We start from the raw sequence: 11,755 nt of genomic DNA on the forward strand, positions 1-11,755 counted from the left end.
CGGACCGATGGTTGCCGTCGGCGATGCCTCTGGCACCTATTCGGAGTCGGAGGATCCGGCCAAGGCTACCGGCACCTTCGTCGATGGCCCCGGGGCCGATGGGTTCGCCGATCTGGCGATCACCTTCGATTCGTATGAGATCGACGACAACGGTCTCATTCAGACATCGAGTCCGGGTGCCAGCGTGACCTTTATGGAGTCGGTCACCGATACGACCTGGACGGGGACCATTACCGATGACTTTAACGGGGACGGCGAGTCCGAAACGGTCGAGTTCACCCTGGATGTCGATCTCGACAATGACACTTATATGGTCACCCTCGATACCCCGCCGGCACAAAAGATCGAGCTGTCGACGGCGGATGGCTCGCTGGATGCCGGCGGCCCCGACCCGGTGCGGACGCTGACCCTGCTGGATTCCAGCCAGGTCGTGTTCTCCGCGGTGGATCCCACGGCCTCACCGGGCGATATCTCACTGTTCCTCAACCAATCGGAGGCCAACATCGAAGCGGGCGCCACCTACCTGAGCGATGACGAGATGAACGTCAGTACCGCCGGGATCGGGAACGGCAACAACAACTTCAACGGCAACGCGGATTCGGGCATCGACGGCAATGTGACGCAGGGTGGCAAGGTCGACGAGAGCTTCGTCGTCGACCCGACCGGCTTCAACGTGAGCAGCGTCAAGGTCTTCATCGACAACTCGGTGGGGGGCTATGACAACCCTCCGGAAGAACTCTACTACCGAGTCTATTACGCGGACGGAACGGTGGGGGCGGAGACGTTGGTCACGGAGGGGGATCTCGCGGCGGAAGCGGGCGGTCAGGTCAGCTTCACGATCGGTGACCCCGAGGGCCCCAACGATATCGATGCGGTGCAACTGTTCATGGGTAGTGGGACCATCAAGATCCCGGTGATCGAGTTCACCACCTCGGAGCAGTTCGACCCGGACTCCCTCGAGTTGAATTTCACCGCGACGCTCGAGGAGGGCGACCAAGACACCGCGACGGACACCTTCTCCGTGGACTTCGATGAAGCCGCCGCGATGGAGATGAGCACCTCCTCCGTGGACTCCGACGCCTTGCTCTAAGCCAAGACGCGGGCCTGCCATCCGGTGGGCCCGCCCCATTCACCATCTCAGGCCGACCCGCATCGCGCGGGTCGGCCCGTTGCGTCTACCTTGGTCATCCACCGGCGCACAAGGGGCACATACGTACCGATAAGGCATTCGGCAAGTGTAGCTTCGCGCGCGGCGCTGTCTCCTATGGTTCCTTGGCTGGCTGCGACGCTGCGCCACATCTCGATAAATTCATTTTTGGTCTATGGTTATTCCATTGCTTTTTAAAAGGAGTTCCCCATGACCAAGCCCTTGTCGCGCTGGTTTGCCGGCTCCCTGCTGACGGCCTCCTTGACCCTGACCGCCGGGCTGGGAGTCGCCCATGCCGAAGACAAGGTCCCGGCCTATCGCGAGACGCGGTTGGGGCTCTATGTGTCGGCGAGTGAGGCCTATTACCTGCTGCAGGGTGACCCGCGGGCGGTGCTGATCGATGTTCGCGACCCGGTGGAGATCAAGTTCACCGGTTTCGCCGAGCCGACCGATATTCACGTGCCCTGGGTGATCGCCGACGGCCGACACTTCGATACCGAGGCACGCACCTGGCCGATGGTGAGGAACCCGAATTTCACCGCAGAGGTGAGCGAGCGCCTGGAAGCGCTGGGAGTCGGTGAGGACGATCCGGTGATCGTGATGTGCCGTTCCGGGGCGACCCGCAGCGCTCCGGCCGCCGATGTCATCACCGAGCTCGGCTACGATCGGGTCTATTCGGTGAACGATGGCTTCGAGGGCGGCAAACTCGCGGAGGGGGACTCCCGGGGCGTACGCGCCGTCAATGGTTGGCGCAATTCCGGCTTGCCCTGGAGCTACGAGATCGATCCGGCCGTGGCCTGGCAGCCCGCCGATTGAGCATTGCCTCCGCCTCGTCGCCGACGGGGCAGGAATCCTTCACCACGGGAGACTCTCTTATGTTGTCACGCACGTTCCTCGCCCTGGCTGCGGCCATTCCTGTCTTCGGCCTCGCCGGCCCTGCCATGGCCGAGGGTCATGAGCATACCGAGGCCGACCGCGCCCTGATGATCCTGACCAGCGACTCCCTCCATACTCAGGGCATGGCCATGATCCTCTCCAGTGCCATGCAGCAGCAGGGCACCGACCTGCATATCCTGCTCTGCGATGGCGCCGGCGAGCTGGCCGTCGAGGGCTACGCCAGTCCTGAGGCGATCGCCACGCCGCCGGCCAACCCCGCAGGTGAAGTGGTGCCCGAGGCCCTGCTCGGCCGGTTGATGGGCAACGGCGCCAAGGTCGATGTCTGCGCCATCTTCCTGCCCAATACCGCTCATGACGCGGGCGATCTGAAAGCAGGGGTCGGCGTCGCCAGCCCCGGGCCGATCGCCGAGATGATGCGCGACCCGGCAATCCCGGTGTACAGCTTCTAACCTCGCTACGACCTGCGTTGCGCAGGAGAAGCCTCCACCTTGCCGAGCCCGGGTACTCCCGTGGCTCGGTTTTTTTATATTTAAAACAATGATTTGTGAAATCTATCCGCAGGATAGGGAATGGCGATTGGTGGAATATGTTTTTTTGGAATAAATTTATAACTGTAATTACAGGGGCAGACGCCCACCTTCGTCACCTCGGTTATCACCGGAGATTGCTATGGAAAACCAAGCGCAAGCCAGCCTGACCATGCCTCAGCTCAACATGCCGGCACCGGCCTTCACCGCCAAGACCACCCAGGGCGAGAAGTCGCTGAGTGACTACAAGGGCAAGTGGCTGGTGCTCTTCGCCCATCCGGCCGACTTTACGCCGGTGTGCACCACCGAATTCATGGCCTTCGCGCGTCGCGCTGAGGAGTTCAAGGCCGTGGATACCGAGCTGCTGGGCCTCTCCATCGATGGCATCCATGCGCATATCGCCTGGACGCGCAGCATCAAGGAGAACTTCGGCGTCGAGATTTCCTTCCCGATCATCGCCGACCTGAACATGAAAGTGGCCAATGCCTACGGCATGGTGCAGCCCGGGGCCAGCGACACCTCGGCGGTGCGCGCCACCTTCGTGATCGATCCCCAGGGCATCCTGCGGGCGATGATCTATTACCCCATGAGCAATGGTCGCTCCATCGATGAGGTGCTGCGTCTGGTCAAGTCGCTGCAGACCAGCGATGCCCATGGGGTCGCCACGCCAGAGGCCTGGCAGCCGGGCGAGCCGGTGATCGTGCCGCCGCCGGCCACCGATGCCGAGGCCGAGGCGCGTCAGGGGCAAGGCTACGACTACACCGACTGGTACTTCAGCAAGAAGACGCTGTAAGCGTCGATCAGGATCCGGGTGGCCAGGGACGGCCTGGCCACCGACCCTTCAGGGAATCGGGGTGCTGTCGTGAGTATCCCCCGCCAGGGATGGCCTTCCTGAGGCCAAGCGGTGAGACGTCTGAGGATATATTTTTTATGAAATTATAGAATATGCTTAAAACTTAAAATCTGTTAGTCTGGCGATACGGCGCAAGACAAAACGAGGTGCTTCCATGCGCAATCCCATTGTCACCCCCTTCTTCGACGAGCCCACCAATACCTTCAGCTATGTGGTGCAGGATCCGGACGGTCCGGCCTGTGCGATCCTCGACTCGGTGCTCGATTTCGACTATGCCGCCGGCCATACCGACGTGCGCTCCGCCGACGAGATCATCGCCTTCGTGCGGGACCAGGGGCTGAGGGTCGAGTGGATTCTCGAGACCCATGTGCATGCCGACCATCTGTCGGCGGCGCCCTACCTCCACGAGCGGCTTGGCGGCCAGACCGGCATCGGCGCGCGCATCACCGAGGTGCAGGAGATCTTCGGCAAGGCCTTCAATGCCGGCACCGAGTTCGCCCGCGACGGCAGCCAGTTCAATCGCCTCTTCGAGGAGGGCGACACCTTTGCCATCGGCCGGCTCGAGGGGCGCGTCCTGCATACCCCGGGGCATACCCCGGCCTGCCTCACTTATGTGATCGGCGATGCCGCCTTCGTCGGCGACACCCTCTTCATGCCCGATTACGGCACCGCCCGCTGTGACTTCCCCGGTGGCGATGCCCGCACCCTCTATCGCTCCATCCAGAAGGTGCTGGCCTTGCCCGAAGAGACGCGCCTGTTCCTCTGCCATGACTACAAGGCACCGGGGCGCGAGGAGTATCAGCATCAGACCACGGTGGCCGAGCAGCGCGCCCACAACGTCCACGTCCACCAGGGCGTCGGCGAGGAGGAGTTCGTGCGCATGCGTACCGAGCGGGATGCCACCCTGGGCATGCCACGACTGATCATCCCCTCGGTGCAGGTCAATATGCGCGCCGGCGAGATGCCGCCCGCCGAGGACAATGGCCAGGTCTATCTCAAGGTACCCATCAACCGCTTCTAGGAGAGTCCGATGCAGCTACATGAACTGGAACCCGGCCTCTGGGTGGCCCCGGCGCTGTCGGTCAGCGACCTGGATGACCTGGCGAAGCGTGGTGTCAAGGCGCTGATCTGCAACCGTCGCCCCGGAGAGGCCGAGGATCATGATGCCCAGGCCCTGGCCGCCCGGGCCGCCATTCTCGGCATGCGCTGGCGCGCCATTCCGGTGGCGCCAGGGGAGTACGACGAGGAGGATGTCGCCGCCTTCGCCGAGGCTCTGCGGGAGCTGCCGCGCCCCCTGGTGGCCTTCTGCCGGACCGGCCGGCGGGCAGTACACCTGTGGGCACAGGCGCAGAGCCACGAGCCGGATTGCGACCTGCCGGCACTGCTGGCGGCGGCGCGTGCCGCTGGCCACGACCCGGAGCCGATTCGCGCGCTGATCGACCGTTAGCCGTGCGGCCTCTCCCATAACCACAAGACACCCGGAGCCTCGCCATGACCCATGCCGCTTCCCCGGACGCGTCCCGCCATCGAGTCCTGATCATCGGGGGCGGTGCCGGCGGCATCGCCGTCGCCGCCAGCCTGCGCAAGCGCCGGCGTGACCTGGATATCGCCATCATCGAACCCGCCGAGATGCATAGTTATCAGCCCGGCTGGACCCTGGTGGGCGGCGGCGTCTTCGCCCCCGAGGTCACCCGCCGGCCGATGGCCGAGGTGATGCCCTCGGGGGTGACCTGGCACCATGCCCGGGGCGCGGGGGTCGATGCCGCGCGCCGGTTGGTGCGGCTGGAGGATGGACGCGAGCTGGGCTACGAGCGACTGGTGGTGGCCCCGGGGCTGGTGCTCGATTGGGGTGCCATCGAGGGCCTGGAGGCGACCCTGGGAAGGCATGGGGTGACCTCCAACTATCGCTATGACCTGGCGCCTTATACCTGGTCGCTGGTGCAGTCCCTGGGCCAGGGAAAGGCGCTCTTCACCCAGCCGCCGATGCCCATCAAGTGTGCCGGAGCGCCCCAGAAGGCCATGTACCTGGCCTGCGATCACTGGCGTCGCCAGGGTCGCCTGGCGAGGATCGACGTGACCTTCTGCAATGCCGGCGAGGTGCTCTTCGGAGTCGCCGACTATGTGCCGGCCCTCGAACACTACGTGGCCCGCTATGGCATCGAGACCGCCTTCAAGGAGCGCCTGGTGGGCGTCGACGGACCGTCGCGCACCGCCTGCTTCGCGGTCGCCGAGGACGATGGCGAGCGTCAGGTGGAGCGCCCCTTCGACCTGCTGCATGTGGTGCCGCCGCAACGGGCCCCGGCCTTTATCGCCGCCTCGTCCCTGGCCAACGACGCCGGCTGGCTGGAGCTGGACCCCGAGACCCTGCAGCACCTTCGTCATCCCGAGGTATTCGGCCTGGGAGATGCCAGCGGCACCCCCAATGCCAAGACGGCGGCGGCGGTACGCAAGCAGGCCCCGGTGGTCGCCGAGAACCTGCTCGCCTCCCTGGCGGGCCAGCCGCTGCCGGCGGCCTACCTGGGGTACGGTTCTTGTCCACTGACCGTCGAGCGTGGACGCATCGTGCTGGCCGAGTTCGGTTATGGCGGCAAGCTGCAGCCGAGCTTCCCGACCTGGGTCAATGATGGCACCCGGGCGACGCGTGGTGCCTGGTGGTTGAAGGCCAAGCAGCTGCCCTGGCTCTACTGGAACGGCATGCTCAAGGGCCGCGAGTGGCTGGCCAAGCCGGCCCCGCGTGCCGCCGAGCGCCCCTAACCCCCGAACGAGAGCGAGACCTCCGCATGATCCCTTCGCGCTGGATTCCCCTGATCGGCTGGCTGCATGGCTATCGAGGCGAGGTGCTGGCCCGCGATCTGCTGGCGGCGGTCATCGTGACCCTGATGCTGGTGCCCCAGGCGCTGGCCTATGCGCTGTTGGCCGGCCTGCCGCCGGAGGTCGGCCTCTATGCCAGCATGCTGCCGCTGGTGCTCTACGCGCTCTTCGGGACCAGTGCCACCCTGGCGGTGGGACCGGTGGCCGTGGCCTCGCTGATGACCGCCTCGGCCCTCTCGGGCATCGCCATGCCGGGCAGCGCCGAGTATGTGGGGGCCGCCCTGGTACTGGCCGCCCTGTCGGGGTTGGTGCTGCTGGCCATGGGGGCGCTGCGCCTGGGCTTCCTGGCCAATTTCCTGAGTCATCCGGTGATCTCCGGCTTCGTCACCGCCTCGGGCATCCTGATCGCTGCCAGCCAGCTGCGCCATCTGCTGGGCGTCGAGGGGGGCGGGCATAACCTGCTCGAGATGCTCGGCGCCCTGGTGGCCCAGTGGCGAGTCATCGACCCGCTGACCCTGCTGCTCGGCGGCGGCGTCTGGGCCTATCTCTGGCTGTGCCGGGGCCATCTCAAGGCCGGCCTGGTGCGCCTCGGGACCACCGCTACCCTGGCCGACCTGATCGCCAAGGCGGCGCCGGTCTCGGCGGTGATCGTGACCACCCTGCTGGCTTGGGGACTGGATCTGGGCGGGCGGGGACTGGCCCTGGTCGGAGAGGTGCCGGCGGGGCTGCCCGACCTGGCGCTGCCCGGCCTCGACGCGGCCCTCTGGTCGAGCCTGTTGCCGGCCGCCATCCTGATCAGCCTGGTGGGCTTCGTGGAGTCGGTCTCGGTGGCCCAGACCCTGGCCGCCAAGCGCCGCCAGCGCATCGACCCCAACCAGGAGCTGATCGCCCTGGGCCTGGCCAACCTGGGGGCCGGGGTCAGCGGTGGCTCGCCGGTCTCCGGCGGCTTCTCCCGCTCTGTGGTCAACTTCGAGGCCGGTGCGGCCACTCCGCTAGCCGGGGCCTTCACGGCCCTGGGCATCGCCATCGCCACCCTGACCCTGACCGCGCCTCTGGCCTACCTGCCCAAGGCGACCCTGGCGGCGACCATTATCGTGGCGGTGGCCACTCTGATCGACCTGCCGGCCATCAAGCGGACCTGGGCCTACTCCCGAGCCGATGGGGTCGCCATGCTCGCGACCCTGATCCTGACCCTGGTGCATGGGGTGGAGAGCGGCATCTTGGTAGGGGTGGGTCTCTCCCTGGGCCTACACCTCTATCGCACCAGTCGCCCCCATAGCGCCGTGGTGGGACGGGTGCCGGGCAGCGAACATTTTCGCAACGTGCGCCGGCACCGGGTCGAGACCGACGAGCGGCTGGCGATCCTGCGGGTCGACGAGAGCCTCTACTTCGCCAATGCCCGCTATCTCGAGGATACCGTGATGGCGCTAGTGGCTCGCCAGCCGGGGCTTGCGCATATCGTCCTGGCCTGTCAGGCGGTGAACCTGATCGACGCCTCGGCGCTGGAGAGCCTGGAGGCGATCAACGGCCGCCTCAGGGATGCCGGCGTCAGCCTGCACCTGGCCGAGGTCAAGGGGCCGGTGATGGATCGCCTGGCGCATACCGAGTTCTTCCACGAGCTCACCGGCCAGATCTTTCTCAGTACCTATGACGCCTGGCGGGCGCTGCATGGCGATGGCATCGATCCGACCTTCGCCTGCCCCGCTCGGGCCTCCAACGAGCCCTGAGTACTTGACGACACAAGCGCATTCCTACGCCCCTAGTGGGGCATTACCGACGATGAGGAGGACTACCGTGGAGTGGAGCGCAAGCCTGCATGGGCTGGCGGGGGGCGTGTTGATTGGTCTCTCCGCGACCTGGTTGATGGGCAGCCTGGGGCGGATCGCCGGCATCAGCGGCATTCTCTCCAGCCTGGTGTTCGAGCGTCCCAGGGGCGATAGCGCCTGGCGCCTGACCTTCCTGCTGGGGCTGATCAGTGGCCCCCTGCTGGTCATGGCATTGGGCGGTGGGCTCGGCAATGTGGCGGGGCAGGGCGCCGGTGCGGTGATCGGTGACCCGGCCGGTGGCGTGGGCCTGATGGTCGTCGCCGGCCTATTGGTGGGGCTGGGAACCGGGATCGGTAGCGGCTGTACCAGCGGCCACGGGGTCTGTGGCCTGTCGCGACTCTCGCCGCGTTCGCTGATGGCGACCCTGACCTTCCTGATCATGGCCATGGTCACCGTTTATGTGGTCCGACATCTGCTGGGAGGTGGCGCATGAAGGCGGCGATGGGCTATCTGGCCGGGCTGCTGTTCGGCCTGGGGCTGGCGATTTCCGGGATGACCGACCCGGCCCGTGTACTGGGCTTCCTGGATATCGCCGGGGCCTGGGATCCGACCCTGATGTTCGTGTTGGGCGGTGCCGTGGTCACTACCTTTATCGGCTATCGGCTGGTGTGGCGACGCGGCGCGCCACTGGTGGGCAAGGCGTTTCAGTTGCCCAGTCGGCGCGATATCGATGCTCGGCTGCTCGGCGGCGCGGCGTTATTCGGTATCGGCTGGGGGCTCTCCGGCTATTGTCCGGGGCCGGCCTTCGCCTCCATCGGCGGCTTGAGCGCGCCGCTGGCGGCCATGCTGGTGGCCATGCTGGCGGGCTGGTACCTGGCTCGGCGGTGGTAGATCGGGTAGGCGAGCGCCCCCGGCGACAGGTGGTGACGCTTTATCGGAGGTGCTCGCCGGTGGCGCCGCTATTCGATCGGCGGACGCGGTGACCCCATCACCGTCTCCATGGCCTGCTCATCGGGCAGGCCCTGGGCCAGCTCCACCAGCTCGCCCTGGCGGTAGAGGATGCCGGGGGTGGCCATGATGCCGAGGCCATGCATCAGCTGCTGGTTGGCATAGATGGCCTCTTCCAGTTCCCGGGGCAGCCGCTCCAGGGGCGCGATCTCGCCGCCGGCCTGGTGATCGGCCAGGGCGGCGGCGGGGTCGTCGCTGGCCAGCAGGGCGACGGCCTCCCGCGGGCTCTGACTGCTCAATACCCCCACCATGATATGTCGCAGTTGCACTCGGCCGGCCTCGACCCAGGGGCGGGCCGCCGCCCAGAAGGCGTCGCAGTAGGGGCAACGAGTGTCGGTAAAGACATAGACGACGCGTTCGGCCGCGTCGTCGCCATCGGCGATCCAGGCACTCTGTTCGAGTTCGGCCCAGGTCTCGGCATCCTGGGGTGCGCGCACCAGGCGCTCCAGGGGGGCGGCGCTCAGGTCGTTGCCCGCGGCGTCCTGCAGGGTGCCGACGATCACATGCTCGCCATCCGCCAGCAGGTAGGCGGCCAGTTCTCGACCCTGATAGCTGCCGGCGTAACCGGTCAGGCCGCCGGGGGCCTCGAAGCTGTCGTGAATGCTCAGCCCCTGGCGCTCCAGGGCGGCGATGGGGGCGGGCAGGGGCTCGGCCCCGGTGGGCAGGGCGATGGTGGTCAGGGCGGCGCCGAGCAGCAAGGCACGAGGGATCATGGTGTCTCCGGGGATAGTGGCTGGGCGAGGTATCGGCGAATCGCTACAATAGGACGCAATCCAGCCAACAGTAAATCCCGGAACCGATTCATGCATTGTCCCTTCTGCGGTGCCCATGACACCAAGGTCACCGACTCCCGCCTGGTGGTGGACGGCGATCAGGTGCGCCGTCGCCGCCAGTGCGCGGCCTGCGGCGAGCGCTTCACGACCTACGAGACCGCCGAGCTGGTGATGCCCCGGGTGATCAAGGCGGACGGCTCCCGGGAGAGCTTCGACGAGGCCAAGCTGCGCGCCGGTATGCTGCGGGCGCTGGAGAAACGCCCGGTTAGCGCCGAGTCCATGGAGGCCGCCGTAGAACGAATTCGTCAGCGGCTGCGTGCCCGCGGCGAGCGGGAGATCCAGGCCCGCGATATCGGCGAGGAGGTGATGCAGGCCCTCAAGCGCCTCGATCAGGTAGCCTATATTCGCTTCGCCTCGGTCTATCGGCGCTTCCAGGACCTGGACGAATTCCGCGCCGAGATCGATCGCCTGGCCCAGGAACCGCAATTCTCGCCCCACGACGACTGAAACTCCGAGGAGCCCCATGGCCATGCCGACCCCCGAGCAGTGGATGGCGCGCGCCCTGACCCTGGCGCGTCGCGGTCGCTACACCACCCATCCCAACCCCCGGGTCGGCTGCGTGCTGGTCAAGGAGGGGCGCCTGGTGGGAGAGGGCTTCCATCGCCGCGCCGGCGAGCCCCATGCCGAGATCCTGGCGCTGCGGGCGGCCGGCACGGCGGCGCGGGGCGCCACCGCCTATGTGACCCTCGAGCCCTGTGCCCACCAGGGCCGCACCGGCCCCTGCGCCCGTGCCCTGGTGGACGCCGGGGTGGCGCGGGTGGTGGCCGCCATGCAGGACCCCAACCCCCGGGTGGCCGGCCAGGGCTTCACCATCCTCCGCGAGGCCGGCATCGAGGTGGCCTGCGGCCTGCTGGAGGCCGAGGCTCGGGCGCTCAATCCCGGCTTTATCCGGCGCATGAGCGAGGGGCGTCCCTTCGTGTGCCTGAAGATGGCCATGAGCCTGGATGGTCGCACCGCCATGCGCTCCGGCGAGTCGCAATGGATCACCGGTCCCCAGGCCCGCTCCGCGGTGCAGCGGCTGCGCGCCGAGTGCGGCGCGGTGATGACCGGGGTGGAGTCGATCATCTTCGATAACTCGCGGTTGACGGTGCGTGCCGACCAACTGGGGCTCGCGGACGCCGAAACGATTGCCCGGCGCCAGCCGCTGCGGGTGGTGGTGGATTCGCGGCTGCGGATGCCCGAGGCCGCGGCCTGCCTGCGCGAGCCGGGGCGAACCCTGGTAGCGACCCGCAGTGAGGATGGCGAGCGGCGCGCGCGCCTGGAGGCCGCCGGCGCCGAGGTGGTAGTCGTGCCGGCAGGGGAGGGCGGCCGGGTCGACCTCTCGGCGCTGCTGGCACACCTGGCCGCCGAGGAAGAGGTGAACGAAGTGCTGCTGGAGACCGGGGCGACCCTGGCCGGGGCCATGCTCGACGCCGGCCTTATCGACGAATTGCAGCTCTTTATGGCGCCGACCCTGCTGGGCGGCGAGGCGCGACCGTTGTTCCAGCTGCCGGGCCTCGAGCGCATGACCCAGCAGCGCCCCCTGGAGATCCTCGATATCCGCGCCATCGGCCAGGATTGGCGGATTACCGCCCGGCCAAGGGTTGCCGCGGGAGACTAGGAGGCGGCGTCAGCAGCGGGTGGTTATCGGGGTGGTAGGAGCCTGCTTCAGCAGGCGATAGGGAAAGGCCGGCGATGGTGGAATCACATCGCCGATTAAAGCCGGCTCCTACGGGGCGGTCGGCCTTGGACTAGCGCCTGACGTTCGACCCGAGAGTCCCTGAACGCCATAGGCGCTTTGGCAGATGGCCTGATACAGGCCGGCATGGGTGGCCAACCACTAGCGCCTGGCGTTCGACCAGAGAGTTCCTGAGCGCCATAGGCGCTTTGGCAGATGGCCTGATACAGGCCGGCATGGGTGGCCAACCACTAGC

At 66.9% G+C, this 11,755-nt stretch carries 13 protein-coding genes; 12 read left to right on the forward strand and 1 reads right to left on the reverse strand.

Annotated features, from left to right (window positions below):
- The 10 genes from HPA02_RS18290 to HPA02_RS17205 form a co-directional block, all read left to right on the forward strand.
- Positions 1-1,090 (forward strand): hypothetical protein (locus HPA02_RS18290; RefSeq protein ID WP_222594014.1); only part of this gene is annotated, 1,090 nt, incomplete at its 5' end.
- A gap of 267 nt (positions 1,091-1,357) precedes the next feature.
- Positions 1,358-1,963 (forward strand): rhodanese-like domain-containing protein, encoded by a 606-nt coding sequence (locus HPA02_RS17165; RefSeq protein WP_146804426.1) that lies wholly within the window; start codon positions 1,358-1,360, stop codon positions 1,961-1,963.
- Positions 1,964-2,022: 59 nt separating this feature from the next.
- Positions 2,023-2,493, forward strand: coding sequence for a DsrE family protein (locus HPA02_RS17170; RefSeq protein WP_244945958.1), 471 nt, complete (start codon positions 2,023-2,025; stop codon positions 2,491-2,493).
- 220 nt (positions 2,494-2,713) lie between these two features.
- Positions 2,714-3,364: a peroxiredoxin gene (locus HPA02_RS17175; RefSeq protein WP_146804427.1), complete on the forward strand. Its 651-nt coding sequence runs from the start codon at positions 2,714-2,716 to the stop codon at positions 3,362-3,364.
- 214 nt (positions 3,365-3,578) lie between these two features.
- Positions 3,579-4,445 (forward strand): MBL fold metallo-hydrolase, encoded by an 867-nt coding sequence (locus tag HPA02_RS17180; RefSeq protein WP_146804428.1) that lies wholly within the window; start codon positions 3,579-3,581, stop codon positions 4,443-4,445.
- A gap of 9 nt (positions 4,446-4,454) precedes the next feature.
- Positions 4,455-4,871 (forward strand): protein tyrosine phosphatase family protein, encoded by a 417-nt coding sequence (locus HPA02_RS17185; protein WP_146804429.1) that lies wholly within the window; start codon positions 4,455-4,457, stop codon positions 4,869-4,871.
- 44 nt (positions 4,872-4,915) lie between these two features.
- A complete protein-coding gene (locus HPA02_RS17190) occupies positions 4,916-6,178 on the forward strand; it encodes an NAD(P)/FAD-dependent oxidoreductase (protein WP_146804430.1) in 1,263 nt (420 codons plus the stop codon).
- Between the two features lie 26 nt (positions 6,179-6,204).
- Positions 6,205-7,962 (forward strand): SulP family inorganic anion transporter, encoded by a 1,758-nt coding sequence (locus tag HPA02_RS17195; protein ID WP_146804431.1) that lies wholly within the window; start codon positions 6,205-6,207, stop codon positions 7,960-7,962.
- A 67-nt stretch (positions 7,963-8,029) separates the two neighbouring features.
- Positions 8,030-8,494: a YeeE/YedE family protein gene (locus tag HPA02_RS17200; RefSeq protein WP_146804432.1), complete on the forward strand. Its 465-nt coding sequence runs from the start codon at positions 8,030-8,032 to the stop codon at positions 8,492-8,494.
- The gene (locus tag HPA02_RS17205) at positions 8,491-8,892 is read left to right on the forward strand and encodes a DUF6691 family protein (protein WP_146804433.1); all 402 of its coding nucleotides are present in this window, start codon (positions 8,491-8,493) and stop codon (positions 8,890-8,892) included. Before HPA02_RS17200 ends, HPA02_RS17205 begins: the two co-directional genes overlap by 4 nt.
- Before the next feature lie 68 nt (positions 8,893-8,960).
- On the opposite strand, the gene dsbG is transcribed toward HPA02_RS17205, so the two are convergent.
- Positions 8,961-9,722 carry a thiol:disulfide interchange protein DsbG gene (gene dsbG, locus HPA02_RS17210; RefSeq protein WP_146804434.1) on the reverse strand — a complete coding sequence of 254 codons (762 nt, stop codon included), beginning with the start codon at positions 9,720-9,722 and terminating at the stop codon, positions 8,961-8,963.
- Positions 9,723-9,812: 90 nt separating this feature from the next.
- Here dsbG and nrdR point away from each other — a divergent pair, with 90 nt between their 5' ends.
- Positions 9,813-10,289, forward strand: a complete 477-nt coding sequence (nrdR, locus tag HPA02_RS17215; protein WP_146804435.1) for a transcriptional regulator NrdR — start codon at positions 9,813-9,815, stop codon at positions 10,287-10,289.
- 16 nt (positions 10,290-10,305) lie between these two features.
- A complete protein-coding gene (gene ribD / locus HPA02_RS17220) occupies positions 10,306-11,442 on the forward strand; it encodes a bifunctional diaminohydroxyphosphoribosylaminopyrimidine deaminase/5-amino-6-(5-phosphoribosylamino)uracil reductase RibD (protein WP_146804436.1) in 1,137 nt (378 codons plus the stop codon).
- The last annotated feature ends 313 nt before the right edge of the window (positions 11,443-11,755 follow it).

It is taken from the genome of Bisbaumannia pacifica (assembly GCF_007989625.1).
GTDB lineage: Bacteria > Pseudomonadota > Gammaproteobacteria > Pseudomonadales > Halomonadaceae > Bisbaumannia > Bisbaumannia pacifica.

What these genes read in the sequence shown, in the direction of transcription:
- HPA02_RS17165 (WP_146804426.1), top strand. Translation starts at nt 1,358, where the DNA reads ATGACCAAGCCCTTGTCGCGCTGGTTTGCCGGCTCCCTGCTGACGGCC.
- HPA02_RS17170 (WP_244945958.1), top strand. Translation starts at nt 2,023, where the DNA reads ATGTTGTCACGCACGTTCCTCGCCCTGGCTGCGGCCATTCCTGTCTTC.
- HPA02_RS17175 (WP_146804427.1), top strand. Translation starts at nt 2,714, where the DNA reads ATGGAAAACCAAGCGCAAGCCAGCCTGACCATGCCTCAGCTCAACATG.
- HPA02_RS17180 (WP_146804428.1), top strand. Translation starts at nt 3,579, where the DNA reads ATGCGCAATCCCATTGTCACCCCCTTCTTCGACGAGCCCACCAATACC.
- HPA02_RS17185 (WP_146804429.1), top strand. Translation starts at nt 4,455, where the DNA reads ATGCAGCTACATGAACTGGAACCCGGCCTCTGGGTGGCCCCGGCGCTG.
- HPA02_RS17190 (WP_146804430.1), top strand. Translation starts at nt 4,916, where the DNA reads ATGACCCATGCCGCTTCCCCGGACGCGTCCCGCCATCGAGTCCTGATC.
- HPA02_RS17195 (WP_146804431.1), top strand. Translation starts at nt 6,205, where the DNA reads ATGATCCCTTCGCGCTGGATTCCCCTGATCGGCTGGCTGCATGGCTAT.
- HPA02_RS17205 (WP_146804433.1), top strand. Translation starts at nt 8,491, where the DNA reads ATGAAGGCGGCGATGGGCTATCTGGCCGGGCTGCTGTTCGGCCTGGGG.
- dsbG (WP_146804434.1), bottom strand. Translation starts at nt 9,722, where the DNA reads ATGATCCCTCGTGCCTTGCTGCTCGGCGCCGCCCTGACCACCATCGCC.
- nrdR (WP_146804435.1), top strand. Translation starts at nt 9,813, where the DNA reads ATGCATTGTCCCTTCTGCGGTGCCCATGACACCAAGGTCACCGACTCC.
- ribD (WP_146804436.1), top strand. Translation starts at nt 10,306, where the DNA reads ATGGCCATGCCGACCCCCGAGCAGTGGATGGCGCGCGCCCTGACCCTG.